General features: G+C 63.6%; 28 protein-coding genes and 1 riboswitch. Of the genes, 15 read left to right on the top strand and 13 right to left on the bottom strand.

What is annotated here, in order from left to right:
• Positions 1-46 precede the first annotated feature (46 nt).
• Genes TMPK1_RS02820 through TMPK1_RS02805 form a run of 4 tightly spaced genes read left to right on the top strand, consistent with a single transcriptional unit; the run spans position 47 to position 6244 of the window.
• Positions 47-907 (top strand): glycine--tRNA ligase subunit alpha, encoded by an 861-nt coding sequence (locus TMPK1_RS02820; protein ID WP_420241298.1) that lies wholly within the window; start codon positions 47-49, stop codon positions 905-907.
• Entirely contained in the window at positions 904-3012 is a 2109-nt protein-coding gene (gene glyS / locus TMPK1_RS02815; RefSeq protein WP_420241297.1) for a glycine--tRNA ligase subunit beta, read from the top strand. The genes TMPK1_RS02820 and glyS overlap by 4 nt, the downstream gene beginning before the upstream one ends.
• A 5-nt stretch (positions 3013-3017) precedes the next feature.
• On the top strand, positions 3018-5738 hold the full coding sequence (ppdK, locus tag TMPK1_RS02810; RefSeq protein ID WP_420241295.1) for a pyruvate, phosphate dikinase: 2721 nt from the start codon (positions 3018-3020) through the stop codon (positions 5736-5738).
• A gap of 50 nt (positions 5739-5788) precedes the next feature.
• Positions 5789-6244 (top strand): hypothetical protein, encoded by a 456-nt coding sequence (locus tag TMPK1_RS02805; protein WP_420241294.1) that lies wholly within the window; start codon positions 5789-5791, stop codon positions 6242-6244.
• Here the strand turns inward: TMPK1_RS02805 and TMPK1_RS02800 are convergent.
• The 7 genes from TMPK1_RS02800 to ygfZ form a co-directional block, all read right to left on the bottom strand.
• Positions 6225-7118 carry an alpha/beta fold hydrolase gene (locus tag TMPK1_RS02800; RefSeq protein WP_420241292.1) on the bottom strand — a complete coding sequence of 298 codons (894 nt, stop codon included), beginning with the start codon at positions 7116-7118 and terminating at the stop codon, positions 6225-6227. The genes TMPK1_RS02805 and TMPK1_RS02800 overlap by 20 nt on opposite strands.
• Positions 7119-7124: 6 nt before the next feature.
• On the bottom strand, positions 7125-7487 hold the full coding sequence (locus tag TMPK1_RS02795; protein WP_420241291.1) for a response regulator: 363 nt from the start codon (positions 7485-7487) through the stop codon (positions 7125-7127).
• 213 nt (positions 7488-7700) lie between these two features.
• A complete protein-coding gene (locus tag TMPK1_RS02790) occupies positions 7701-8159 on the bottom strand; it encodes a hypothetical protein (RefSeq protein ID WP_420241290.1) in 459 nt (152 codons plus the stop codon).
• A 57-nt stretch (positions 8160-8216) separates the two neighbouring features.
• Positions 8217-9509 carry an amidase gene (locus TMPK1_RS02785; protein WP_420241289.1) on the bottom strand — a complete coding sequence of 431 codons (1293 nt, stop codon included), beginning with the start codon at positions 9507-9509 and terminating at the stop codon, positions 8217-8219.
• A 3-nt stretch (positions 9510-9512) separates the two neighbouring features.
• Positions 9513-10625: a branched-chain amino acid ABC transporter substrate-binding protein gene (locus TMPK1_RS02780; protein WP_420241288.1), complete on the bottom strand. Its 1113-nt coding sequence runs from the start codon at positions 10623-10625 to the stop codon at positions 9513-9515.
• Positions 10626-10641: 16 nt separating this feature from the next.
• Positions 10642-11754, bottom strand: coding sequence for a glycosyltransferase (locus TMPK1_RS02775; protein WP_420241287.1), 1113 nt, complete (start codon positions 11752-11754; stop codon positions 10642-10644).
• A complete protein-coding gene (gene ygfZ / locus TMPK1_RS02770; protein ID WP_420241286.1) occupies positions 11747-12595 on the bottom strand; it encodes a CAF17-like 4Fe-4S cluster assembly/insertion protein YgfZ in 849 nt (282 codons plus the stop codon). Before ygfZ ends, TMPK1_RS02775 begins: the two co-directional genes overlap by 8 nt.
• A 64-nt stretch (positions 12596-12659) precedes the next feature.
• On the opposite strand from ygfZ, the gene TMPK1_RS02765 reads away from it, so the two are divergent.
• The 10 genes from TMPK1_RS02765 (at position 12660) to TMPK1_RS02720 (ending at position 19851) form a co-directional block, all read left to right on the top strand.
• Positions 12660-13583: a glycosyltransferase family 9 protein gene (locus TMPK1_RS02765; RefSeq protein ID WP_420241285.1), complete on the top strand. Its 924-nt coding sequence runs from the start codon at positions 12660-12662 to the stop codon at positions 13581-13583.
• A complete protein-coding gene (locus tag TMPK1_RS02760; protein ID WP_420241284.1) occupies positions 13580-14350 on the top strand; it encodes a glycosyltransferase family 2 protein in 771 nt (256 codons plus the stop codon). Before TMPK1_RS02765 ends, TMPK1_RS02760 begins: the two co-directional genes overlap by 4 nt.
• Before the next feature lie 130 nt (positions 14351-14480).
• On the top strand, positions 14481-15632 hold the full coding sequence (locus TMPK1_RS02755; protein ID WP_420241283.1) for an O-antigen ligase family protein: 1152 nt from the start codon (positions 14481-14483) through the stop codon (positions 15630-15632).
• Positions 15629-16660: a dihydroorotase gene (gene pyrC, locus TMPK1_RS02750; RefSeq protein ID WP_420241281.1), complete on the top strand. Its 1032-nt coding sequence runs from the start codon at positions 15629-15631 to the stop codon at positions 16658-16660. The genes TMPK1_RS02755 and pyrC overlap by 4 nt, the downstream gene beginning before the upstream one ends.
• Positions 16657-17310, top strand: a complete 654-nt coding sequence (locus tag TMPK1_RS02745) for an orotate phosphoribosyltransferase (protein WP_420241280.1) — start codon at positions 16657-16659, stop codon at positions 17308-17310. Before pyrC ends, TMPK1_RS02745 begins: the two co-directional genes overlap by 4 nt.
• Positions 17310-17732, top strand: a complete 423-nt coding sequence (locus tag TMPK1_RS02740; RefSeq protein ID WP_420241279.1) for a DUF3995 domain-containing protein — start codon at positions 17310-17312, stop codon at positions 17730-17732. The genes TMPK1_RS02745 and TMPK1_RS02740 overlap by 1 nt, the downstream gene beginning before the upstream one ends.
• Positions 17729-18424, top strand: coding sequence for an MOSC domain-containing protein (locus TMPK1_RS02735; protein WP_420241278.1), 696 nt, complete (start codon positions 17729-17731; stop codon positions 18422-18424). Before TMPK1_RS02740 ends, TMPK1_RS02735 begins: the two co-directional genes overlap by 4 nt.
• A gap of 71 nt (positions 18425-18495) precedes the next feature.
• The gene (locus TMPK1_RS02730) at positions 18496-18660 is read left to right on the top strand and encodes a hypothetical protein (RefSeq protein WP_420241277.1); all 165 of its coding nucleotides are present in this window, start codon (positions 18496-18498) and stop codon (positions 18658-18660) included.
• Positions 18660-18902, top strand: a complete 243-nt coding sequence (locus TMPK1_RS02725; RefSeq protein ID WP_420241276.1) for a hypothetical protein — start codon at positions 18660-18662, stop codon at positions 18900-18902. The genes TMPK1_RS02730 and TMPK1_RS02725 overlap by 1 nt, the downstream gene beginning before the upstream one ends.
• On the top strand, positions 18880-19851 hold the full coding sequence (locus tag TMPK1_RS02720; protein WP_420241275.1) for a hypothetical protein: 972 nt from the start codon (positions 18880-18882) through the stop codon (positions 19849-19851). Before TMPK1_RS02725 ends, TMPK1_RS02720 begins: the two co-directional genes overlap by 23 nt.
• Here the strand turns inward: TMPK1_RS02720 and TMPK1_RS02715 are convergent.
• Positions 19829-20947 (bottom strand): aspartyl protease family protein, encoded by a 1119-nt coding sequence (locus TMPK1_RS02715; protein ID WP_420241274.1) that lies wholly within the window; start codon positions 20945-20947, stop codon positions 19829-19831. The two genes, TMPK1_RS02720 and TMPK1_RS02715, sit on opposite strands and share 23 nt — an antisense overlap.
• 214 nt (positions 20948-21161) lie before the next feature.
• Here TMPK1_RS02715 and TMPK1_RS02710 point away from each other — a divergent pair, with 214 nt between their 5' ends.
• Complete coding sequence (locus tag TMPK1_RS02710) at positions 21162-21917, top strand: class I SAM-dependent methyltransferase (protein ID WP_420241273.1); 756 nt, start codon at positions 21162-21164, stop codon at positions 21915-21917.
• Between the two features lie 50 nt (positions 21918-21967).
• On the opposite strand, the gene TMPK1_RS02705 is transcribed toward TMPK1_RS02710, so the two are convergent.
• The 5 genes from TMPK1_RS02705 to TMPK1_RS02685 form a co-directional block, all read right to left on the bottom strand.
• On the bottom strand, positions 21968-22750 hold the full coding sequence (locus TMPK1_RS02705; protein ID WP_420241272.1) for a DUF3108 domain-containing protein: 783 nt from the start codon (positions 22748-22750) through the stop codon (positions 21968-21970).
• A gap of 132 nt (positions 22751-22882) precedes the next feature.
• A complete protein-coding gene (locus TMPK1_RS02700) occupies positions 22883-23083 on the bottom strand; it encodes a hypothetical protein (RefSeq protein ID WP_420241271.1) in 201 nt (66 codons plus the stop codon).
• Positions 23084-23158: 75 nt separating this feature from the next.
• A riboswitch (SAM-I-IV-variant riboswitch) is annotated at positions 23159-23268 on the bottom strand.
• Between the two features lie 39 nt (positions 23269-23307).
• Complete coding sequence (locus tag TMPK1_RS02695; protein WP_420241270.1) at positions 23308-23670, bottom strand: hypothetical protein; 363 nt, start codon at positions 23668-23670, stop codon at positions 23308-23310.
• A 39-nt stretch (positions 23671-23709) separates the two neighbouring features.
• The gene (locus TMPK1_RS02690) at positions 23710-24687 is read right to left on the bottom strand and encodes a dipeptidase (RefSeq protein WP_420241269.1); all 978 of its coding nucleotides are present in this window, start codon (positions 24685-24687) and stop codon (positions 23710-23712) included.
• 121 nt (positions 24688-24808) lie between these two features.
• Positions 24809-26023: a dihydrolipoamide acetyltransferase family protein gene (locus tag TMPK1_RS02685; RefSeq protein WP_420241268.1), complete on the bottom strand. Its 1215-nt coding sequence runs from the start codon at positions 26021-26023 to the stop codon at positions 24809-24811.
• Between the last annotated feature and the right edge of the window lie 2 nt (positions 26024-26025).

Here is a 26025-nt window from a genome sequence, read left to right as displayed (position 1 = left end):
TACGAAGCCCAGCCTTTCTCATCCTCGATCGGGCGATTCCGGCCTTATGACCGTTGCCAGTTTTCAGGACGTCATCCTCACCCTGCAGCGCTTCTGGGCAGACCAGGGATGCCTGATCCTGCAGCCCTACGACGTCGAGATGGGCGCCGGTACGTTCCATCCGGCGACGACCTTGCGCGCGCTGGGCAAGGATCCGTGGCGCGCCGCCTATGTGCAGCCCTGCCGCCGTCCCGCCGATGGCCGCTACGGTGAAAACCCCAACCGGCTGCAGCATTATTATCAGTTCCAGGTGATCCTGAAGCCGTCGCCCGAAGACGCGCAGGGCCTGTATCTGAAAAGCCTCGAAGCGCTCGGCATCAATCCCAGCCTGCACGACATCCGCTTCGTCGAAGACGATTGGGAATCGCCGACCTTGGGTGCCTGGGGCCTGGGGTGGGAAGTCTGGTGCGACGGTATGGAGGTGACGCAGTTCACCTACTTCCAGCAAGTCGGCGGCATCGAATGCGATCCGGTCGCGGTCGAGCTGACCTACGGGCTCGAACGTCTGGCGATGTACTTGCTCAACAAAGAGAGCGTGTATCAGCTGCCGTTCAATCGCGCCGACGGCGCCGCGCACAAAAGCTACGGCGACGTGTTCCTGCGCAACGAACAACAGTTCAGCGCCTATAATTTCGAGCACGCCGACACCGCGATGTTGTTCAAGCACTTTGAAGATGCCGAACGCGAATGCGCGTCGCTGTTGGAGAAGAAGGTACCGCTGCCTGCCTACGACCAATGCATCAAGGCTTCGCACCTGTTCAACCTGCTCGACGCGCGCGGCGTGATCAGCGTGGTTGAACGCGCCTCTTACATCGGCCGCGTGCGGAATCTGGCGAAAGCGGTTTGTGAAGCTTGGATTTCGGCATGAGCGAGTTTTTCCTCGAACTGCTGCAGGAAGACATCCCGGCGCGCATGCAGCTGCGCGCTGCCGAAGATTTGCAGCGTCTCATCACCGAGAAACTGACCGAAGCCGGCCTGACCTTCGAACGCGCGCACGCGACCTCGTCGCCGCGCCGCCTCGCTTTGCAGATCGTTGGTTTGCCCGCACGCCAACCCGACAAGAATGTCGAACGCAAAGGTCCGCGCGTCGGCTCGCCCGACGGTGCGATCCAAGGCTTTCTGAAAGCCGCCGGCCTGGCCTCGCTCGACGAAGCTGAACAACGCGGCGAGTTCTGGTTTGCGTCGAAATCGGTGCAAGGCCGCCCGACCACCGAAGTCCTGACCGAGCTGGTGCCCGCCGCACTACGCGAATTGCCGTGGCCGAAATCGATGCGCTGGGGCGAAACCCGCGTCGCCTGGGTGCGCCCGCTGGTGTCGATCATCGCGCTGTTTGACGGTGCGATCGTGCCGCTGTCGTTCGAGCTTGGCGCCGACCGCGTGCTGACCGCCGGCGACACGACGCGCGGGCACCGTTTCCTCGCGCCCGAACCGTTCGGCGTCACCTCGTTCGCCGATTACGTCGCCAAGCTCAAAGCGGCCAAAGTGTTGGTCGAGCGCAGCGAGCGGATGCGCGAAATCATTCGCCAGCTGAACGAAAAGACCGATGCAGAAGGCTTGCTGGTCGAAAGCGATGACGCGCTGATGCAGGAAGTTGCGGGGCTGGTCGAATGGCCGGTCGTGCTGCTGGCCTCGATCGACCAGAGCTTCATGGATCTGCCGGTCGAAGTGCGCCGCACGACGATGCGCGCGAACCAGAAGTATTTCACCTTGCACGATCGCGACGGCAAAGCCGCGCCGCGGTTCGCGCTGGTCGCCAATATGGAAACGACCGACGGCGGCAAGTCCGTTGTCGCCGGCAACGAACGCGTGCTGCGCGCGCGTCTCGCCGATGCGCGTTTCTTCTGGGACCAGGATCGCAAGCGCAAACTGGAAACGCGCTACGACGATCTCGCCAGCGTCACCTTCCACGCCAAGCTTGGCACGATGCGCGACAAGGCCGAGCGCATGCAGGCGCTGGCCGAGAAACTTAGCAGCGCGTGCAAAGCCGATCCGCTGTCGGCACGCAAAGCAGCCAAGCTCGCCAAGACCGACCTTACCACCGGCATGGTCGGCGAGTTCCCCGAGCTGCAGGGCATCATCGGTCGCTATTATCTGCTTGGCGAAACCAACAGCGGCGCGGCACCGACCTCGGAACAGGCGCATCGCGTCGGTCCGCTCGAAGAAATCGCCGACGCGATTGCTGCGCATTACCGCCCGCTCGGCCCCGGCGACCAATGCCCGACCGCGCCTGTGTCGGTTGCGGTCGCGCTGGCCGACAAGCTCGACACGTTGGCGGGCTTCTTTGCGATCGGCGAAACCCCGACCGGGTCGAAAGATCCGTTCGCGCTGCGCCGTGCCGCGCTAGGTGCGATTCGCCTGATCATCGAGAACAGTCTGCGGCTGCATCTGCGCGACGCGTTCGACGCTGCGCTGGCGCTGCACGGGCGCAAAGACCCGGCGATCACGCAACAATTGCTCGATTTCTTCGCCGACCGTCTCAAAGTGACGCTGAAGGAACAGGGCGCACGACACGATCTGATCGACGCCGTGTTCGCACTCGGCAACGAAGACGATCTGGTGCGCGTGCTGGCGCGCGTTCGCGCCTTGCAGGACTTTCTCGGCACCACCGACGGCACGAATCTGCTGGCTGCCTTCAAGCGCGCCACCAACATCGTGCGCATCGAAGAGAAGAAAGACGGCGTCACCTACGATCAGGCGCCGAGCGCCGACGCCTACGTGCAGGACGAGGAACGCGCACTGGGCGCAGCTTTGGAAGCGGCCACGACGCGGATCGAGCCCGTTTTGGCCTCGGAAGACTATGTGGGCGCAATGCGCGCACTCTCGGAACTGCGCGGCGCGGTCGACGTTTTCTTCGACCGCGTCACCGTGAACGCCGATGAGTCTGCGGTGCGCGCAAATCGTTTGCGCCTCTTGTCGCGGCTCCGCGCCGTGCTTACCAAGGTCGCGGATTTCACGGAAATTCAAGGCGGATAAATCTCATGAGCAGCAGCGCAGTGCTGGCGGCAAAGGTGGGGGCTTCGGTGGATCGCAAATGGGTCTACGGCTTCGGTGCCGGCGGCAGTGACGGCACTGCCAAGATGAAGAATCTGCTCGGCGGCAAAGGTGCGAACCTCGCCGAGATGTCCAGCCTGGGCCTGCCCGTCCCACCCGGCTTCACCATCACGACCGAAGTCTGCACCGAGTTCTATAAGAACGGGCGCAATTACCCCGCCGGACTCGAAGACCAGGTCAAAGCCGGCCTGACCAAAGTCGAAGACGCGATCGGCGCGCGATTTGGCGACGCCAGCAATCCGCTGCTCGTGTCGGTGCGCTCGGGCGCGCGTGTGTCGATGCCCGGCATGATGGACACAGTCCTCAATCTCGGGCTCAACGACGAGACCGTGAAAGGTCTCGAAGCCCGTTCCGGCGATGCGCGCTTCGCCTACGACTCCTATCGCCGCTTCATTCAGATGTACGGCAACGTCGTTCTGAACATCGACCATCACGAATTCGAAGAAGTTCTCGAAACCCACAAGCGCGACGCCGATCTGCATCTCGACACCGACCTGAAGGCCGATGACTGGAAAGACGTCATCAAGGGCTACAAGAAAGTCGTCGAGCACGAGACCGGCAAGCCGTTCCCGCAGGATCCGCACGCACAGCTGTGGGGCGCGATCGGCGCCGTGTTTGAATCCTGGCTCAATCCGCGCGCCAACACCTATCGCCGCTTGCACAGCATCCCGGAAGATTGGGGAACCGCGGTCACCGTCCAGTCGATGGTGTTCGGCAATATGGGCGAAGACTGCGCCACCGGCGTCGCCTTCACGCGCAACCCGTCGACGGGTGAGAACGCGTTCTATGGCGAGTATCTGATCAACGCCCAGGGCGAAGACGTGGTCGCCGGCATTCGCACGCCGCAGCATTTGACCATCAAAGGCAAAGAAGCCAACGGTTCGAACCTGCCCGCGATGGAAGAAACCATGCCGGGCGTGTTCAAGCAGCTCGACGAGGTTCGCCTGAATCTCGAATCCCACTATCGCGACATGCAGGACATCGAGTTCACGGTGCAGCAAGGCAAGCTGTACATGCTGCAGACTCGCTCGGGCAAACGCACCGCCGCAGCCGCGCTGAAAATCGCGGTCGACATGGCGACCGAGAAACTAATCGACGAAACCGAAGCAGTGCGTCGCGTCGATGCGGCGGCACTCGACCAGTTGCTGCACCCGACGATCGATCCCAAAGCCAAGAAAGACATTCTGGCAAAGGGCCTGCCCGCCTCACCCGGCGCGGCTGCGGGCAAGATCGTGTTCGCGGCCGACGAAGCCGAACGTCGTGCCGGCCAGAATGAGAAAGTCATTCTCTGCCGCATCGAAACCAGCCCCGAAGACATTCACGGCATGCATGCGGCGCAGGGCATTCTGACGACGCGCGGCGGCATGACCAGCCACGCGGCCGTAGTTGCGCGCGGCATGGGCCGTCCTTGCGTCTCGGGCGCCGGCGACATCCGCATCGACTACAAGGCGCAGACTCTGACCGTGCGCGGTCACACGTTGAAGGCCGGCGACCTGATCACGCTCGACGGCTCGACTGGCGAAGTGATGCTGGGCGAAGTGCCGACGCGGCAACCGGAATTGTCGGGCGACTTCGGCACCTTGATGGGCTGGGCCGACAAGTTGCGCCGCATGAAAGTGCGCGCCAACGCCGAAACCCCGCTCGACGCCGAAACCGCGCGCAAGTTCGGTGCCGAAGGCATCGGCCTGTGCCGCACCGAACATATGTTCTTCGACGCCGATCGCATTCTCGCCGTGCGCGAGATGATCCTCAGCGAAGACGAACAAGGCCGCCGCGCGGCATTGGCCAAGATCGAGCCGATGCAGCGGCGCGACTTCGTCGAGCTGTTCAAGATCATGAAGGGCCTGCCCGTCACGATCCGCTTGCTCGATCCGCCGTTGCACGAATTCCTGCCGCATGGTGAGCGCGAGATCACCGACGTCGCAACCTCGCTCAAGATCGACGAAGCGCGCGTGCGCGACCGGGTCAAGTCGCTGTCGGAATCGAATCCGATGCTGGGCCATCGCGGTTGCCGCCTCGGCATCTCCTATCCCGAGATCTACGAGATGCAAGTCGTGGCGATTTTCAGCGCCGCGGTCGAAGTCAAAAAAGAGACCGGCGACACGGTCGTGCCGGAAATCATGATCCCGCTGGTCGGCACGCGCAAAGAGCTCGACATTTTGAAGGCGATCATCGATCGCGTTGCGACCGAGACGACGCACCAGGACGGCACGCGGATCGAATACCAGGTCGGTACGATGATCGAATTGCCGCGCGCTGCATTGCGTGCTGGATCGATCGCCGAAAGCGCCGAATTCTTCTCGTTCGGCACCAACGATCTGACGCAGACGACGTTCGGCCTGTCGCGCGACGACGCTGCGATGTTCCTGCCGACCTATCTGCGCCAGGGCATCTACGAGAACGATCCCTTTGTCACGCTCGACCAGTCGGGTGTCGGCGAACTCGTGAAGATTGCAGCCGAACGCGGTCGCGCGACGCGCCCGGACATCAAGCTCGGTATTTGCGGCGAACATGGCGGCGACCCGGCTTCGATCAAATTCTGCGAAACGGTCGGGCTCGATTACGTGTCGTGCTCGCCCTATCGCGTGCCGATCGCCCGCCTTGCCGCGGCGCAGGCGGTGTTAGAAGCGCAGGAACGGCCCGAGTGAGGCGCTTTGCGATTGCCGTTGCGTTCGTGACGGCGATCGCAAGCTCATCCGTGTACGCAGAGACGGATTGGCGTCTGACTGAGGACGGTGCTGGTCCGTTGCGCTTCGGGATGACGCTGACCGAAGTCGCGCGCATTGCCGGACCGCTCTCGTCGCGAGAGGAACAAGGTTCGGACTGCGAGCATCGCGTCGCCACGCGCGCACCGAAGAATCTCATCTTGATGTTCAACGACGAACGGCTGGTCCGGATCGATGTTGGCCAGCCCGACGTGCACGACGATCACGGCATGCATGTCGGCAGCAAAGAAGACGAGATCTTGCACACCTATCGCGACCGCAAGATCGCAGTGTCACCCCATCCCTACCTGGACGAGGACGGTCATTACGTGACTGTGTTCGGCCGCAAGCCGGACCGTCGCCTCGTCTTCGAAACCGAAAAAGGCGTGGTCACGAGCTTTCGCACCGGCCTCAACGGGCCGGCGCAATTCATCGAAGGCTGTCTCTGAAGAACTGGTGCAACGCCGCGATCGTCGCGCCGGGGTTTTGTTCGGCGAAGAAATGACCGCCTGACATAGCGCGGCCCGTTACGTTCTCGGCCCAGTCTTTCCAGATCGCGAGCGGGCCGCCGTCATACCAACGATCGAGCCCGCTAGCTTCCGCCCATAACAGCAGCGTCGGACAGATGATGCGTTTGCCGGCGCGACGATCGCTTTCGTCGTCCTTGCGATCGATCGTGGCCGCGGCGCGATATTCTTCGCAGATGGCGTGCAGCTTGGCTGGATCGCGTAGCGCATCGACATAAGCGTCGCGCACCGTGTCGGGAAAGCTGGCGCGATCCGATCCCCAGCCGCCCAGCGCGTCGTCGACCACCGCTTCGGGATTTGCGCCCAACAACCGTTCCGGCAACGGCGCAGGTTGAGCCAACAGCGACCACGGCCAGTAATCCAAGGTCAGCCGCGAATCGGCCCGATCGAAGGCTTCGCCGGTCGGGATGACGTCGAGCAGCGCCAGACGTTCGACGCGATCGGGATGATCGAGCGCCATGCGATAGGCGACGCGCGCGCCGCGATCGTGACCGGCGACGCTAAAGCGCGCGAAGCCCTGCGCCTGCATCAGCTGCACCATGTCGTTCGCCATGGCGCGTTTGGCGTAGGGTGCGTGCTGGTCGTCGGACTCCGGCGCGCCGCTGGCGCCATAGCCGCGCAGATCGGCGCAAAGCACCGTGAAGTTCGCTGCCAACGCCGGCGCAACGGCGCGCCACATCAAATGCGTTTCTGGAAAACCGTGCAGCAACAGCAGCGGCGGCCCCTCGCCTTTGCGCCGCACGAAGATTGTTGTGTCGCCGACCTCGACCGTTGCGGCCGAAAAACCGTCGAACACGTGCGCTTACACCACGACGCGCCGGATCGCTTCCGACAGGTCGCTCGACCGATACGGCTTGTGCAGCACCGGGCGATCGGCAAACGAGCCCAACATATCGACGCGCGCATAGCCGGTGCCGAATACGAACGGCACGCCGCGCGCAGCGAGTGCTTCGGCAACTGGCAACACGGTTTCATTGGCAAGATTGACGTCGAGCACGGCCGCGTCGATCGCCTCGCCGCGCACCAGCTCCATCGCTTCATCAACGCGTGCGGCCGGGCCGACAACGACGCAGCCGAGATCAAGCAGCATGTCTTCCAGCATCATCGCGACGAGAGCTTCGTCTTCGACAAGCAGAATCCGTGCGCCAGCAAGCAGGCTAGCCATGGATGCGTATGCTGAGCGGCTGCATGGATAGATAACCTAGGACGAAGCGATCAGATCCGCACGCCGGAAGACGCCAGGCGCCCGGTTGTCGGTTGGCCGTCCGACCGCAATGCAGCGCAACGCCGACGAAAGCGCGCAATTCCGCGCTTCACGCAGGGCAAGGCGATCACATGTGCCGGCGCGATTTGCCTCGTGCCGGCCGTCCGCGCGCTTCTATCCGGTCTGATGCTCTGCCGACTCGTTCGAATTCGCGGCGGCTTGGTGCAGCCGTTCGAGGTCGGCATGCACGTTACGCAAATACGGCCACGGCTCTTCGTTGGTGTCGTTGGATGGCGCGACGTGCCGCAACACGACCGCAAGTTTGGCGACCGCACCTTCCAGCGATTGCGCCCGGGTGCGAAAGATCGCGCGCGTAAATCGTTCGAGCTTGTCGCCCAACCGGTCGGTCACAGTTGCCTGGGCGCGAAACAGGCGTTCGGCCTCGTCGTCGCCTGGCGCATGAAACACGGCGCGTTCGCGCAGCGAGGTCAGGTGCAGCATGTCGTCATAGTGATCGCGATCGCGCGTCCACAATCTGCACATCGCAAGAGTCGGGTCGTCGTTCACCTTGGGCGCTGTCATGCACGCACCTGTGTCGGGTTCGAGTTGCACGGGGCCAATCGGATACTTCATAAGAAGTATACTTCCGATATTGCGCGACGCAACTGAAAAGACGCTACGACCTGCGCTTCACCCGAGCGCGATCTGGCGCGGTAGCGCCAAGCTCGCTTCGCACCAAGCCGCAGCGCGCAGCAGCTGCACGTCTTGCCCCCAGCGCGTTGCGAGTTGCAGGCCGAGCGGCAATCCGTTCGGTCCCACGCCCGCCGGCATCGTGATCGCGGGCACGCCGAGAAAGGTCCAGGGCGTGCAGAAGACGGGATCACCGGTGTCGCCGAGACCGTTCGGCGCTTCGCCGATTGCGGGCTGCGTCAGCACCGCGTCGACGCCGGCGGTCAGCGCCGCAAAGCGCGTGCGCAGCGATACTTGCAAGATGCGCGACGCTTCGAGGATTGCGGGCGCGACGACCGCGCCCTCTTCGACCAGCGCAACCAATGCCTCGCCCGCCTTGCCCGGCATCGCTGCAATCCGGTCGCGATGCACCTGGTAGGCTTCGGCCGCCATGATTGCGCGCGCCGCTTCCCACACTGCGTCGAATTCGGGCGGCAGGGTCAGTTCGACGATGCGTGCGCCAGCGCCTTCGAATTTGCGCTGCACCTCGTCGATCAACGCGCGTTGTGCGTCGCTGACCAACGCGTCGCGCGCGGTGCGTACGCGCGCCAGCACAGGCGCGTCGCTTGTCTTGACGTCGTACCACGCCGGCACGGCGGGCACCGCGTCACCGTCATTCTGGCCGAACAGCAACGGCGCGACCTGCGCGACGTCGCCGACCGAGCGCGCGAACAAGCCGAGATGATCGAGGCTTGGCGCAACCGGCAACACGCCGGTGCGCGGGATTGCGCCGAAGCTGGGTTTGAAACCGACGACACCGCAAAACGCGGCAGGACGGATCATCGATCCCAATGTTTGGCTGCCCAGCGCTACCGGCACACACCCCGCCGCAACCGACGCAGCCGAACCGCTCGATGATCCGCCGGGCGTATGGTCGAGGTTCCAGGGGTTGCGCGTTGCGCCCGGCGTGCGCCACGCACATTCGGTCGTCACCGTCTTTCCCATCACGATCGCGCCCAGACTTTTCAGTCGCGCGACGATCCAGGCGTCCTGGTTGGCGCGACGCCCTTCGAACAGGCGCGAGCCCATCTGCGTCGGCAGATCGACCGTGTCGATAATGTCCTTCACGCCGACCGTCACACCCGCGAGCGGCCCGCTCGACAAGGTGTCGATGGCTTTGCGCGTTACGCCTTCATCGAGCGTGACGAAGGCATGCAGCTTGGGTTCGAGAGTCAGCGTGCGGGCAAGGCAGGACTCGGCCCATTCGCGCGGCGTATCGCGCGCGAGACCGTCGCGCAGGTCGAGCTGGTACACGCCCTATTCGACCAACGGTGCGTAGGCGCCCTTGCTCCATCGATACATGACGTAGGGCTCGCCGATCACGTCGCCTTTCGCGTCGAACGTCACCGGTCCGAACACAGTGTCGGCTTTGTTGCTGCGAAGCATCGCGGCGACCGTCGTCGGATCGGTCGTACCCGCCTTCTGCACGGCCTGCGCCCAGGCCTGAATGCCGGCATAGGAATAGAGCGTGTAGCCTTCGGGCGGATTGCCGCCATTGGCGGTAAAGCGCTTCACGATTTCGGCGTTGCGCGGATCGGCAGCGAGATCGGGGCCGAAGGTGAACAAAGTCCCTTCACCGCCCGCACCAGCCGCGGTCCAGAATTCCATCGTGCCCAGACCATCGCCCGCCATGAACGCAGCTTCGAGTCCCTGTTCGCGCATCTGCCGCGCGATCAACGACGATTCGATCTGGTAGCCGCCGTAATAGAGCAGGTCGATGCGCGCTGCTTTGAGCTTGCTGACGAAGGCCGAGTAATCTTTCTCGCCCGGCGTCACCGTGTCGTAGAGCACTTCTTGAAGCCCGGCCGCGTTCATCGCCTTCTTGGTCTCGTCGGCGATGCCCTGGCTGTAGGCCTGCCGGTCATGCGCAATCGCGATGCGCTTGCCCGCATATTTCTTCGCCAACCATGCGCCAGCAACGCGGCCTTGCGCGTCGTCACGGCCGCAGATGCGGAAGATGGTTTTCTTTTTCGGATCGTCGGTCAGTTTCGGATTGGTCGAACCTGGCGACATTGCGATCACATTGGCTTCGGCATAGACGTCCGACGCCGGGATCGACGAGCCCGAGCAGAAATGACCGAGTACGAACGGAATCTTGGCCGCCGCCATCTGGTTGGCGACCGCCACCGCCTGCTTGGGATCGCAAACGTCGTCGCTCATGCGCATGACAAGTTTCTTGCCCAGCACGCCGCCGGCGGCGTTGATGTCGGCGACCGCCTGTTCGGCGCCGCGCTTCATCTGCGCGCCGAACACCGCGTTGAAGCCGGTGATGGGACCGGCAAAGCCGATCTCGATCGCGTCTTCCTTCTTGTCGCACGAAGTCAGCGTCAACACGCTCGCGACGATCGCACCTACAAGAAGTCGCTTCATCCCTTGCCTCCACAATTCATCGTTGGTCGCCTTCGCTCAGCGAAACCAGGATCTGTTCCAGCCACGCGCTTTGCTTTTTCGCGTCGAAATCTTCCAGCAGCCGGTCGAAGGCCGCAACACGCAGCCGTTCGGCGAGACCATTTTCCCGGCGCATGCGCAGGATCGCGGCCGCCAGCGCGTCGGCGTCGCCTTCGGGGAACAGCAAGCCGGTCTGTTCGTGCAGCACCGCCTCGGGAATGCCGCCATGCCGGCTGCCGATCACCGGGCATCCGACCGTTTGCGCTTCCAACGTCACCAGCCCCAGCCCTTCGGCATCGCCAGTGCTGGCGGTGCGGCTGGGGATCAGCAACATCGCGGCTTCGCGCATCCGCGCATGGACATCGTCCGGCGTATGCCAGCCGAAGAAATGCACGTTGGCGCCGCTGTCGCGCGCGCGCTGTTCCAGCACCTTGCGCAGCGGACCGTCGCCGACGATGCCAAGGATCAGATCGGGCGCTTCGCTTCGCAGCTTTGCCATCGCGTCGATCGCAACGTCGACGCCTTTCTTTTCGACCAGCCGCGCGACCAGCAGAATATTCGGCGAGCGCAACGGATATGCCGGCAATGCCGGCTTTTTCGGTAGCTCGATGCCGAGATAGTGCGTCAGCAACTTGGCGCCGGGAAAACCGCGCGCCAGCAAACGATCGCGCAAATAATCCGACACGCAGAAGATCAGGCGCGCACGCTCGACCATCGCGTCCATGCGGCGCTGATAGATCGTCGGCACCGGCCAGCGTTTGCGGTAATGCGTTTCCTTGGTCGCGTCACCACCATGAAAAGTGACGAACAAGGGCAGATCGAATTTCTGCGCGAAGGGCAGCGCCAACGCGCCGCCAAGTCCGAACTGCGCGTGGATGGCGCGGGGTTTGTGCGTTTCGATCCAGTGCGTGAGATCTTTGCCCGGAACGCCCAACTGCCGCGCGCGAAACCGACCGACCGGACCGTTGGCGATCAACATGCCGTCGCCCGGAACCTCGCCGCGCGTACCGACGAAAAACGGCTTCAACTGCGTGAAGCCGCTATATTGCATGGCGACGAACCCTTCGCTGCGCGCGCCCAACAGGTCGCGATAAACCAGCAACTCATCCATGCGTGATCAGCCAATCCGGTCGTTGCACGGTGAGCTTCGCCGTACCTGCATGAAGCGTTACGTCGCCGTTGATCGCGTCGGTGCGCAACAGCGCAAGACCACGTCCGCGATTCGATGAACGCATTTCACCCAGTTCTTTTCCGCTGGCATCGGACAGGATCGCGCCGAATGAAGGCGCATCACCATCGATCACAACTGGCGCCAGACGCTTTTTCACCAGCGCACGGAAATGCGTGCGCGCGGTCAGCTCCTGCCCGACATAACAACCTTTGTCCCAGGCGACGCCGTGCAGCAGATCGAGATTGCTTTCGACCGCCAACGCGTCTTCCACCGGACAATCGCGACTGCCGTCGGGCACGCCGACGGTCAGGCGATGCAGATCCCAATCGTCCCGCGTCGCATTGGCATGCAGATCCGCCCCGGCCGGAAGCAGCGCACGTGAGCCCAGCGCGTCGAGCCGCGGGTCGGGATGATGGATCGCGAGTTCGGGCCATTCTGTCGCATCTCTTGGCGCACCCCAACCGGCCCAGACGCTAAAATCAGACGTCACGTCGGCCAGCTCGACCTTGGCCCGCAGGCGAAACCGCGTGAGTCGTTTGAGCAGATCGTCGCGCCGTGCCGCTTCAACATCGAGCAGCAGCGAGTCGCCGTCATCGCGGACGATCATTTCGTGCAGAAACCGGCCTTGCGGCGTCAGCAGCCAGGCATAGCGCGCGGTGCCGGCAGGAATGGCGGCCACATCGTTGGTGATCAGCCCCTGCAGGAAATCGACGCGGTCGGGCCCGCCGACCCGCAACAGGCCGCGATCGTCGAGTTTGGTGCGGAAAGATGGGGTCGTCATGCTTGGCAAGGCGGGGCCTGGGGGCTACCAGAAGTCGCTCTTACCTAGTCCGGAAACGCCGTCCTTGCACGTCCTCTACGTCACTGCCACCCGGTTGGGCGACGCCGTGCTCTCGACCGGCGCGGCCGCGCGACTCGGCGAGAATGCACGCGTAACCGTGGCATGCGGTCCGGTGGCGGCCGAGCTGTTCGCAACCCTGCCCGGCGTCGTGCGCGTCCTTTCGATGGAAAAACAGAAGGCCGCTGGCCATTGGCGCAAGCTGTGGCGCGAGACGATTGGCACGCGCTGGGACCTGGTGGTCGATTTGCGCAATTCACCGATGTCGCGCCTGCTGCGCAAACGCAAACTGATCTCGATCGGCCGCGCCGACCCGACGCGCCATGTCGTCGAACAGATCGCAACCACGCTCGGCTTCGACACGCCGCCCGCACCGCGCGTCGCGCTCGACGATGCCAGCCGCGCAGAAGCTGCGTCGTTGATTCCAGATGACGGACGCAAATTGCTCGCGCTGGCACCCGGCGCCGCGTCGGTCGGCAAACGCTGGCCCGCTGCGCGCTGGTCGGAGCTCGCGCAGCGTTTGACCGGCAGCGATTTGCGCGACACGCGCATCGTGCTGCTCGGCGCCGGCGACGATGCAAAGATCACCGCCGAGATCGCAGCGCTTCTTCCCGGCGCGATCGATCTTGCCAATCGTACGCGGCCGTTGGTTGCGGCGGCACTGCTCGAACGCGCCGCGCTGTATGTCGGAAACGATTCCGGATTGACGCATCTTGCGGCTGCAACCGGCTGCAAGACGCTGGCGCTGTTCGGCCCCGGCCTGCCGCGTCGCTATCGTCCCTGGGGCGCGAACGCGGCCTATGCGATCGCGCACGAAGATCCGCAACGCACCACCGACCTTTGCAAGATCGACGACACGCTGGCGACACGGCTGATGGAAGCATTGTCGGTCGACGACGTGTACGACAAAGCCCGAGCGCTCGCTGCATGACGAAACTCACCGCCTGTATCTGCGCCCACAACGAAGAGCGGCATCTCGGTGCCTGTCTCGAACAGTTGAAATTCTGCGACCAGGTCGTCGTCGCGCTCGACAAATGCACCGACCGTTCGAAAGAAATCGCGTTGGCGCACGGCGCCACCATCGTCGAAGGTGCCTGGGCGACGTGGGGCGAACGGCGCGACGCGTCGAACACGCCTGCGACCGGCGATTGGTGTCTGGAAGTCGACGCCGACGAGCGCATTCCGCCCGAGCTTGCGGCCGAGATCCGGCGCACGATCGAAACCACTTCGTTCGATTATCACCTGATCCCGGTCGACAATTTCGTCGGCGAACGTCTGGTGCGCTACGGCTGGGGTGCGGCCTGGGGCAAGTCGGCCCATGTCGCGCTGTACAGACGCGGCTACAAACATTGGGGCCGCAATTACAGCCATCCCAAAGTGAAGATGGACGGCAGCAAAGGCCCGATGCTGGAAGGTCGCATCCAGCACAAAGTCGACGACGATATTTCCGATATGATCCATCGTCTCGATCGCTACACGACCGAGCTGGCGCTCGATCTGCGGCACAATTGGGCGCAAGGAAAACCCAAAGATCCGATGCGCCGTTGGGTCGGCCGTTTCTTCGCGCGCTTCTACAAAACCTACGTGCTGCGCAAAGGCTACAAAGAAGGCGGCTACGGTGTGCTGATCGCGCTGATGGCGGCGATCTATCCGATCCTGTCGTATCTCAAGGCGACGTTGGAAGACGGCAAGAAATGAGCGCGCATACGTCATGTCCCCTCTCCCCGAGGGAGAGGGCTAGGGTGAGGGTTCTGCGCTCGACGAACGAATCCTCACCCTCCCATCGCTGCGCGACGGGCCCCTCCCTCTCCTTCGAGGAGAGGGGATTATGAGCCCCGCCACATCCCTCGCGCTGTGGTTCGGTCTGATCGGGCCGATGCTGGTCATCGCACCGCTGGGTACGGCACCGTTGTCGTTTCTCGGCATCGTCGCGACGATCGTGTTGGCGCGCATCCGCGACAAGCAATGGCCGGTGCCGCCGCGCGCGGCGCTGGTGCTAGCGGTTGCGATTTCGGCCTGGGCCGCGGCCAGTGCGCTGTGGGCGTTCGCGCCCAAAGAAGTCTTCGCGAAAATTCCCGACCTGACTCTACTGCTGGTCGGCAGTGTGTTCGTGGCTGCGGTGAAGCTCGACGCGGCCGAGCAGCGCAAGGTCGAACGCGCCTTGCTGCTGGGCACCGGCATCGCGCTGGTGTTGTTCGCGGCGCAATCGTTTCTCGCCACGCCGGCAGCCCAGCTTTTCTCGAACCGCACCTTGAATTTCAGCTACGCCAATCGTGCCGCCGATGCGTTGCCGTTGCTGTTGTGGCCGGCGGCGCTGGTCTTGTGGCGCCAGGGCAAGTCGCACATTGCAGCGCCGTTGCTGCTGATTTTCGCTGCGCTCACGCCGTTGACGGAAAGCGCCTCGTCGCGCCTGTCGAGCGTCATCGCGCTGGGCGTGTTCGGGCTGGTCAGCCTGCTGCCCAACCTGGTGCGGCGTCTGCCGACCGTACTGGTCGTGTTGGCGATGCTGTTGTGCGTGCCGCTTGCGCGGACGCTGGACAAGGCGGGCGTCGCTGACAACGAGCATCTCTTTTACTCGGCCCGGCATCGGGTCGAGATCTGGGGCTTTGCCGCCAAGAAGTTTCTCGAACGTCCGATCCTGGGCTGGGGTCTCAACAATTCGCGCGTCGTGCCCAATGACGGCGTCGTGTCGCGCTTTCAGGCGCCCGACAAACCGGTGCTGACCTTGCACCCGCATGATGGCTGGTTGCAGGTGCTGCTGGAGCTTGGCGTCGTCGGCGGTGCGCTGGTGCTGGCTGCGTTCGTTGCGCTGACCACGCGCCTTGCCAACTTCGCGTCCGACACGCGCCGTTTCGCCATTCCCGCCTTCTGCGTTGCCTTCACCGTTGCCAGCCTGGCCTTCGGCGCCTGGCAAAGCTGGTGGATGGCGATGCTGGCGACCAGCGCAATCGCATTTCAGAAACTCGACAGATCGACATGACCGACAAGCTCACCATCCGCCAACCTGACGATTGGCATCTGCATATTCGCGACGGCGCGATGCTGCGCGCGGTGCTGCCCTACACGGCGGCGCAGTTCGGCCGCGCCATCATCATGCCCAATCTGCGCCCGCCAGTGATCGATGCGGCGCGCGCCCGCGCCTATCACGACGAGATCGTCGCCGCCCTGCCCGCCGGCTCGGCGTTCAAGCCGTTGATGGTCGCCTATCTCACCGACGGCACCGACGCGGCCCAGCTCGAAGACAAGATCTTCACCGCCGCCAAGCTCTATCCTGCGCACGCCACCACCAACAGCGCGCACGGCGTCACCGACATTGCCAAGATCCGCCCCGTGCTAGAGCGGATGGAGAAGATCGGCCTGCCGCTGCTGGTGCATGGCGAAGTCACCGATCACGATGTCGACGTGTTCGACCGCGAAGCCGTGTTTCTCGACAAGATCCTGACGCCGCTGCGCCGGGCGCATCCCGGTCTGAAGATCGTGCTGGAACATGTCACCACGCGCGAAGGCGTCGCCTGGGTGCGCGAAGCCGAAGGGCCGACCGCCGGCACCATCACTGCGCATCATCTGCTGATCGATCGCAACACGATGCTGGTCGGCGGCATCCGCCCGCATATGTACTGCCTGCCGGTTGCCAAGCGCGCCACGCACAAAGCGGCGCTGCTCGAAGCGGCGACGTCGGGTGACGGCAAGTTCTTTCTCGGCACTGACAGCGCGCCGCATCCGATCGCCGAGAAAGAGTCGGCCTGCGGCTGCGCCGGCATCTTCACCGCCCCGACTGCGATCGAGCTTTACGCCGAAGCGTTCGACAGCCAGGGCAAGCTGGACCGGCTGGAAGAATTCGCGTCGCTGGCTGGGCCGCGCTTCTACGGGCTGCCGGTCAACGAGGCGCGCGTCACGCTGATCCGGAAGGCCACTGCTGTGCCGGCGCGTATCGACGTGACCGCTGAGATCGCAGTACACCCTTTCCGCGGCGGCGAGACTGTCGCGTGGAGCCTGGAACGAGCATGACGTACGACCAAGCCACCATCTCGCGACTGACTGCCGAAGCGCTGCTTGAAATCGAAGCGGTGCTGTTCGCGCGCGGCGAGCCCTTCACCTTTACCTCGGGCCGCAAAAGCCCGGTCTATGTCGACATCCGCAAGGTCAATTCCTTCCCGCGCGTACGCAGCACCTTGATGGATTTCGCGGTCGCGACGTTGCAGCGCGATCTCGGCTTCGAGCGGCTGGACGGCGTTGCAGGCGGCGAGACGGCGGGCATCTCCTATGCCGCGCTGATCGCCGATCGTCTCGGCCTGCCGATGCAATATGTGCGCAAAGAGGCCAAAGGCTTCGGCCGCATGGCGCAGATCGAAGGCCATCTGCGCGACGGTGCGCGCACCTTGCTGGTCGAAGATCTGCAAAGCGAAGGCTCGTCGAAAGAGCGTTTCGTGAAGGCACTGCGCGACGCGGGCGCGGTCGTGTCCGACACGTTCGTGATCTTCCACTACGGCATCTTCCCCGAAAGCATCGCCACCAACGAACGGCTGGGCGTCAAGCTGCATGCGCTGGCGACTTGGTGGGACGTGCTGGCAGTGGCGCGCGAAAAGCGCATCTTCGACGACTCCGAACTGGATGCGGTCGAACGCTTCCTGCGCGATCCACACGGCTGGCGTCCGTAATGCTGGTTGCGCTGGCCTTCACCGTTGCGGCGGTGCTGAACACGCTGGCGGTGCTGCATGTCTATTGGGCGTTGGGCGGACGCTGGGGCAAAGACGCGGCCGTGCCGCGCCGCGCGACGGGCGAACGCCTGTTCGAACCTTCGTCGCGCAGCACCTGGCTGGTCGCGCTGGCGCTGGCCATCGCCGCCTATAGCGTGCGCCTCGCGGTGCGGGCCGGTCCGTTGCACACGATCGCGGCGATTGCGGTCGCGCTGCTCGCGCTCGCCTTTCTGGCGCGCGCCATCGGTGACTTTCGTTGGGTCGGCGCGTTCAAGCGCGAGCGCGAGTCCAAATTCGCGCAGCTCGATACGCGCTATTTCGTGCCGCTATGCTTGCTGCTCGCGGTCGCCTGCGCCTGCATCTCCTTGGACGCACTCGTATGATTGGCACGCTCGACGCGATCTGGCGCTTTCCCGTCAAGTCGATGCGCGGCGAAAAGCTCGATGCGAGCACGCTGCGCGGCACCGGCCTGTTCGGCGACCGGCAATATGCCTTCCTGCGCAGCAACGACCGTACGCGCTTTCCCTGGCTGACCGGACGGCAACTGCCCGACCTGATCCGTTGGGTCGCGCGCTACGACGCGCCCAATCCGCATGTCGCCAAACTGACCGTCGAAGCGCCCGACGGCAAAGTCTATGCGATCGACGACGCAGCGCTGCTGGCGCGTCTTTCCGAAGAAGCCGGCGAACCAGTCGCGCTGCTGCAGCTCGGTCGCGGCGCCTATGACTCGATGGCGGTGTCGTTGGTCGGCAACGATATCGGCGACCGGGTTGCAGCACTGCACGGCGCCCCCGTCGATCGCCGCCGCTTCCGCATCAATCTTGAAGTCTCGCTGCATGGCGACAACGAGACGGCGTGGGTCGGCAAACATCTCGCCATCGGTGAACAGGCGCGCGTCGCCGTCGTCGAGCCGATCGATCGCTGCGTGATGATCACGCTCGATCCCGACACAGCCGAGAAAGACCCGACCGTGCTGCGCACCGTGTCGCAGAAACTCGGCAATCAGATCGGCGTCTATGCGCACATCCTGACGCGCGGCGAGTTGCGCATCGGCGACGAGATCCGCGCCGTCTAACAACCGGCTTGAACGACTGTCATGCTGCGTTCACAGAGAACGCACGCAGATTCGCTTCGACGAGGCGTGATATGGCAGCGGGAAACGGCACCTTGCCGACCTTAGGCAGCGTGATTGGTCATGCCGAAACGGCGCTGACCAAGCTGTATGATTTGCGCGCGCAAGCCGACGCCGCAAAAGACACGGATTTGTCGGCACAGCTCGCGGCCAAATCGGCGACCTTTCGACCAGCGTGATGCGGCTCAAAATCGAACGGGTCGGCATCGTCGAAGCCGAGCTGCAACTCTTGACCCAGTCGCTACACGGCATCGCCGCCGCGACCGATGCCGAAACCACCCTGGCGAAAGTCACAGCCTTTCTCAAAATCGCCGACAAGGTGATCGCGCGTCACCTCCTTCTAGGCCAGCCGGAACTCTCGTCCGCGCGCTCAGTTCTGGTGGATCCGGGAGGATCCAATGACTCTGAGCGGCCTGCTTGACCTCGGCATCTGCTACATTCTGTTTTTTCTGATCCTGTCGCTGATCGTCACCGCGCTGAACGAATTCGTCGGCGCGTTGCTGAACAGCCGGCCGTCCTTTCTCGGCAAGACGCTGCAACGGTTGATCGACGATCACATGCTGGGCGCACGGATCATGGCCCATCCGGTGCTGTTGGCCGCCTCGCCGCGTGCCGCGCCTTCTGTGCCGCAGACCGAAGACGGATTCCGCAGCTTCAAGTTTCCCGCCTACATCAAATCGACCGATTTCGCGTTGGCGACGATACAGGCCGGTCTCGACTTGCTCGACACGCCGGTTGCGAAAGACCAGCCGATCGCCGATTTGCTGCAGCGGATCGAAGCCTTGCCACCGTCGAACTTCCGCGACGTGCTGCGTGCGCTCGCCAATGACGGCGTGACGACCGTCGAAGAATTCCGCACCCGGCTGGCGCATTGGTACGACGACACGATGGATCGTGCGTCGGGCCTCTACAAACGCAACGCGCAATATATCGCCTGCGCCTACGGAATGGCGTTGGCGCTGCTGGTCAATGCCGATCTCTATTCGATGGGCGTGCGCCTGTGGCAGGACGCGGCGCTACGCCAGGCGATCGCCGAACAGTCGGTTGCGGTGCTGCAAGCCGCACCCGCGGCGCCGGTCAGCACCGACTTGCTGAAACAGACGCGCGAGAAGATCGAGCAGCAAAGCCGCATGTTGCGTCCCTTCCCGATCGGCTGGGGTCCGGGCGAAACGCCGCTCGACTTTTTCGACGTCACGCGGCTCGGCACCAACGCCATTCGCCTGCTGGGCTATGTGATGACCGCGCTGGCCATCTCGCTGGGCGCGCCATTCTGGTTCGACCTGTTGCAGCGCTTCGCTAATATTCGCGCAACCGGCCCCAAGCCCGACACGCTGCGCGAAGAGACCGCTAGATCAAATCGCGCAACGTAAGCGCGTGCGTGCTGCGCGCGCCGTCGCGTTCGATCTCCAACGTCACCGGATCCTTGCCGCGCAGCCGGGCGCGGATCTCGACCAGAGTCAGCTCGGCCACGTCGCGCCCATCGACTTTGCGCAGCATGTCGCCGGCCGCCAGCTTGGCCGCGTCGCCGGGCGTGCCCGGTGCGACTTCTTGGATGCGGATGGCGTGGAAGTTGGCCGGATCGGCGGTCAGGAAAATGCCGCTGCGATCGAAACCGCGCACCAGCGCGTCTTTGCGCGGCAGCAGATACATCGCCTTGCGCGCGTAATCGAACACAGTGCGGTACGACGCAAAGAACTCGCCGCCGATCAACCCGGCATAGTCGCTGCTGCGCAACGCTTGTTTGAGCGACAATCCCACGACCGGCGCTGACAGGCTCGCCGCACCAACCGAAAGCTGCTTGGCGCGCACGAACGCATATTGCGTCGGGCCGCCGACACCAGCGCCGAGCCCGGTCGCGTATTGAGTCGGAAACGCAGCGCGCAATTGGTGCTGGTCGATGAAAGGTTCAGTCAGCAGCAAGGTCGCCTTGGCGCCAAGGTCGAGCACGAACTTGCCTTGCACGACCGTGCCCGACGGCAAGGTCAGCGACGCCTGCGCCATTGGAATCCCGCCTTCGAGTTCGAACGGAACCGCGATCGCGCCTGCGGGCGGTTTGTAGCTGGCGGGATCGTGCAGCAGCGCGATCTGGCGTTCGAAATCCAGCTCGACGACATGTTCGTGGAAGAATTGCGATCCGACGATGCCCAGCACCTCATGGCCGGTGAATCGCGCGAGCTGATCGTTCAGCGGCACGATCATCGCACTTGCGAGATGCATCGGAATCTCTTGTCCCGGGGCACCGATGCGGAGATCGACGTTGGCGGCGCGGCCAACCTTGCTGCTACCTGCGCCCGCGCCGCTGACCGTGCCACCGCTTTCGACCTGCAACTGCATCCGCGCAGCCCAGCTTGGGTCGATACCAGTCGGTGCAGCGCCGGTATCGAGAATGATCCAGGGCGATTTTTCGTGACCAACCGTGACAGGCACGTAGACGCGCGCCTCTTCGTAGCGAAACGGAAGGTGCAACGGCGCGTCCGCGGCGAATGAAGATGGCGCGATACCGCCAAGAAGCAGAACAAACAATCCGGCTAAGCCGATGCGGCCCGTGTTCGGAGCGACACACACGATGGACCTGCCCCAAAGGTTGGTTTGCGACGAGAGTTGCCTCTGCCAACGCACGCTGAATTCCCCCATGCTGTTGCGCAAGGGGTGGATCCGACCAATTAAAGGGAACTCGAGAATGCGGTCATCATTTGCTTTGCTCGTCACGCTTACGGCGTTGACGTCACCGTTGGCGTTTGCAGCCGACGCACCGAAGAACGTTGCGGCGGCAGTTGCCGATACGACGCGTCCCGAAACCGACACGAAACGCGACGCCGATCGCAAACCGGCTGAGGTTCTCGCCTTCACCGGCGTGAAGACGGGCGACAAGGTGTTGGATCTGGTTGCGGGCGGCGGATATTTCTCGCGCCTCTTCGCGGGTGCAGTCGGCCCGACCGGCGCGGTCTATATGTTCAATCCGACCGAGTTCACCAAGAACTCGAAGAACCCGGTTCCGGCCAACGGATCGAAGCCCGATCCGGCGCACCCGAACATCACCTTCGTGAACACGTCGATCAACGAACTGAAAGCGCCCGAAAAAGTCGACATCGTGTGGACGTCGCAAAACTATCACGACCTGCACAAGACCTATATGGGCGAAGGCTTCGACATCGCGAAGTTCAACAAGGTCGTGTTCGACCAATTGAAGCCGGGCGGCACCTTCATCGTGCTCGACCATTCGGCAAAGGCCGGCACCGGTCGCGCCGACATTGAAAGCCTGCATCGCATCGACGAAGCGACGGTGAAGAAAGAAGTCGAAGCCGCGGGCTTCAAATATGAAGGCTCGCTCGACGTGCTGCGCAACAAGAGCGACGACCGTTCGGCGAAAGTCTTCGACCCCGCCATTCGCAGCAAGACCGATCAGTTTGTGTTGAAGTTTCGCAAGCCAAATTAAGCGCGAAGCGCTTCCCGGTTTTCAACGCACGAGCTGAAAACCGGGAGGCGCTACGCACCTACTTTCACCAACTGTACGACGACCGCGCCGAACGGCGACACGCTTTCGATCTTCACCGGCACTTGCCGCTTCTGGGCTCCAAGCGGCGCCGCCCAGACCGTGATCGGCGGCAGCGAGCCGTCTTTCTGCGTGAACCAGCGTTTCTGATTTTTGCGCCAGAAGCCCGGGCCGGGCTCGACCCGTATGTCGCATTTGCGCGTCGCGCCGGCATAGGCGGTATAGCTCGACGGCTCCAGCGTCGCTGCACCACCATCGACGAACTTCACTTCAAAGCGGCGGCGCCCGTCATAGACCGACTGGCTTCCGTCGCACGTGCCTTTGTCTTCGATGCGCTTCAACGCGCCCGCAACCGCTGACAAGAGATCGACCGTGTTGGTCGTCAGCTCGGGCGCAACTTCGTCGACATTGTCTTCGGCTGGCGGCGGTTCGACTTTTTTGGTCAGAAACCCGCCGGCGCCGTCATAGGCGAGCGTGGTCGAACGTTTCTGCTCCTTCCACGTGCTCTCCACGACGTGCTTCTCGGGCTTCACCTCGCCCGCAGCGATGCGGCCCGCCGACAGCAAATGCGTCGACCAGGGAAAGGCAGCGCCAATCGTGCCCGCGGTCTTGCCGTCAATGTCGAGACTGTAGCTCGATGGTTCGAGCCCGTAGGTGATCGTCGCGGTCAGGGCTTCGAGCCCGCCTGCGTAGATCTTGTAGTCGAGCTTGAGCGGTGCGGCCGACGCAGTCGTCGTGGCCAGCAAGGTGGTGGCGAACAAGATGGCAAAGCGCATGGGGGCGATATGGGCGCAAATTGCGGCGAGAGAATAGACGCTTTCACGCCGCCGCTTCGTACAACGCGGGCGGCGCGCGATGTCTGCGCATCCAGACATTGGCCGCTGGCAGCTGCTCGCCCTGCCAGAATTTCAGCAGATGCACGTTGGTGAAGGCGGCAGCCGCTCGATCGAATAGAGATGGGTCCAAACTCCGTCCATCCGATGCACGACCGCGCAATAGGTCCAGACCCGGTTGCGTTCGTAGCGCGACCAGAAATGCAGGATCGAATCCTGCGGCCCCAACCGGACAGGACAGGCCGGATCATCGGCGCTGAGCAAACCATCGAACATCGCGCAACTCCGTGAAGGAGTGCGCCAACAAAGACGCACTCCGTTTCGGAGTGTGCCGGGCGAAATAACGCGGTGACGGTCCCGTTTGGTTGCCTGACCGGCCGCATCGTCCTTCTTTCGAAGGACCGCCACCTTGCCCGGGAAGGCAGGTTGGCGTGGGCGCCGGCCCACTCTTGATGCGGGGCGGAAGCTAGCGAAGCGCCGATCCCGTCGCAACGGGAATTTCAAGCTTCGGTCAGCGCAAACTTACGTGCGGCTGCAGGCAGAGCTGCGAACCAGTCGGCATAGGGCGTGTTGTGGACCAGCCGGCGGTTGTAGTCGGGCGTGCCGTCGTTCCACCACACGGGACCGCGCTCGCCCAATGCCGTCTTTGCATCGTCGACGCGCACCCGCGCCTCAAGGCGCAACGCAGGATCGCTCCGCTTTTTGGCGCGTGCCACATCACGCCGCGCCTCCATCAATTCCCGCGTCAAACGCTCGCGTTCGGCCGATGACAGATTTGGATTCGCGGCACGCCACAGCCGGCCGCGAATGATGATGTAGCGACCGTCAGGTGTGCGGAGCGGATCTGCAGGCGTGCGCGTCATACATAGGGAACGCGCCAACACGCCAAATTGCGCCAAGCATCATCCAGCCCAGGCCACACGCGCGGCGCGCAGGAAGTTTTGCCCCAGAATGCCGCGCAGCGCGGCATCGTCGTAGCCACGCTGTTGCAGCCCATCGATCAGCGCCGGCAGCAACGCGGCGCCGCCGCGCGGGAACTTGTTGCGATAGCCGAATTGCGGCGGCCACCAGACCGTACGATCGTCGGGCTCCGCATCTTTCACGCCCGGCATCAGGCTGGCATCGAATCCCAGCCCGACATGGTCGGTGCCGACCAGCGACACGACATAGTCGATCTGGCGCAGCAGGGCCGGTGCAAGATCAGCTTCGTCGGTGACGTCGAGAAACAGCCCGACAGCGGTAACGCCGATCACACCGCCGGTTGCTGCGCAGGCGCGGATCTGGTCGTCGCGAATGTTGCGCGGATGATCGGACAACGCACGCGCATTGGCGTGGCTGAAGACGACGGGTTTGGTCGACTGTTCCATCACGTCCAGGCTGGTGCGATAGCCGCTGTGCGAGCAATCCATCATCACGCCGAACTGATTGGCGGCGGCAACGATGCGCCGTCCCCACTTTGTCAGTCCCTGGTCGTTGCCAAACGCAGTGTCGTGGCAGCCGCCCGCGGCCGCGTTGTTGCGATTGTAGGCGAGATGGATCTGGCGCACGCCGAGATCGCGAAACAGCCGGAACAGCGCGATGTCGCCGTCCAGCAGCTCCGACCCTTCGAGATCGAACGCGATCGCCATCTTGCCGTCGCGCTTGGCTGCTTCGACGTCGGCGATCGTATCGACCAACACAAACCGTGCCGAGCGCGCCTGGATCCAGGCGCGGAACGACGCCACGACGCGCAACATGTCGGGCCATGGATTGAAATCCATCCCGACATTGATCGACACGAAATCGACGCCTGCATCGGCATGGCGTTCGAGCGCGTCGTAATCGAGCCCCGGCCGCAACGGCAGACAGGAATGCGCGTCCCAGACAAACGGTTTGGTCATCTATTCCCCGCGGAACGCAGTGACGGCGGAGCCGTCAAAGCGGGGATCCATTTCTCAGGTCGCGCCGCCATTGGCAATACCGCGCCGGTGGCACGATGGATCCCCGCCTCCGCGGGGAATTTTACTGCCAACCCTCAAGCACGCTCACGAACTTGCTCAGCCAGGCATTGGTCTGGTTGCCGTCGAGCACGCGGTGGTCGATCGACAGCGACACATAGGCCATCGGCCGGATCTGGATTGAGTCGACACCGTCGACTTCACGCACGACGACGCGCTTTTCCAACTTGCCGACGCCGAGGATCGCCGACTGCGGCTGGTTGATGATGATCGGTGCCGCGACCAGCGAGCCCGACACGCCGTGATTGGAAATCGAGAAAGTACCGTTCTGCACATCGGCGGGCGCCAGCTTGCCGCGCCGTGCTTTGTCGACCAGCTCAGTCAGGCGCGTCGCGATGCCAAGCAGCGACAGCTCGTTCGACTTGTGCAGCACGGGCACAATCAGCCCCTTGTCGCCAAGATCGGTGCCGATGCCGACATTGACGTCGCCGAAGACTTCGATCGCATCGTCATGCCAACGGCTGTTCACCGTCGGCACTTCGCGCATCGCTTCGACGATGGCGGCGACGAAATAGGTCGTGAAGGTCAGGTTGGCGCCGTTCTTGGCGAACGACTCTTTGTTCGCCTTGCGATGCGCGCTGATGGCGGTGAAGTCGCATTCGAACACAGCAGTCACGTGCGGCGCGACCTGCAGCGAATGCGACATATGCTCGGCGATGCGCCGGCGCATCGTCGTGTGCGGAATCTTCTGGCTGGTCCCGGCCGCAATCTTCGGTACAGCCGCAACCGGTGCCGCTTTCGGCTTGGCCAGGCTCGCCAACACGTCTTCGCGCGAAATCCGTCCGTGACGACCGGTGCCGGCGATGCCGGCGGGATCGAGATCGTTCTCGCGCAGCAGGCGCCGCACCGACGGCGACAGGCGCAATTCGCGGTCGAACTCGACCGGTGCGGATTCCTGGCGCCATTCGCTTTGCTTCGGCGCTTCGGCGGCGACAACGACCGGTGCCGGAGCCCCCGGAGCAGCGCCAGCTTCGATCCGCGCCAGCACGTCGCCCGGCCCTGCTTCGGCGCCGGTTTGCAAGATGATCTCACGCAGCACGCCAGCGGCGGGTGCTGCAACTTCGACGACGACTTTGTCGGTTTCGATTTCGACCAGCAGCTCGTCGAGCGCAACCGCGTCGCCGACTTGCTTGTGCCAGGTCTGCACCGTCGCCTTGGTGCCTTCCTGTTCGGCCGCCATCTGCACGTCGATCAGACGTGTCTTTTCGATCTGGTCCATGC

The organism is Roseiterribacter gracilis, from assembly GCA_018332375.1.
In the GTDB taxonomy this organism is placed as follows: Bacteria; Pseudomonadota; Alphaproteobacteria; order BOG-932; family Roseiterribacteraceae; genus Roseiterribacter; species Roseiterribacter gracilis.
Note: the sequence above shows the minus strand (reverse complement) of the source record. Positions and strands in the feature narration are given on the sequence as shown.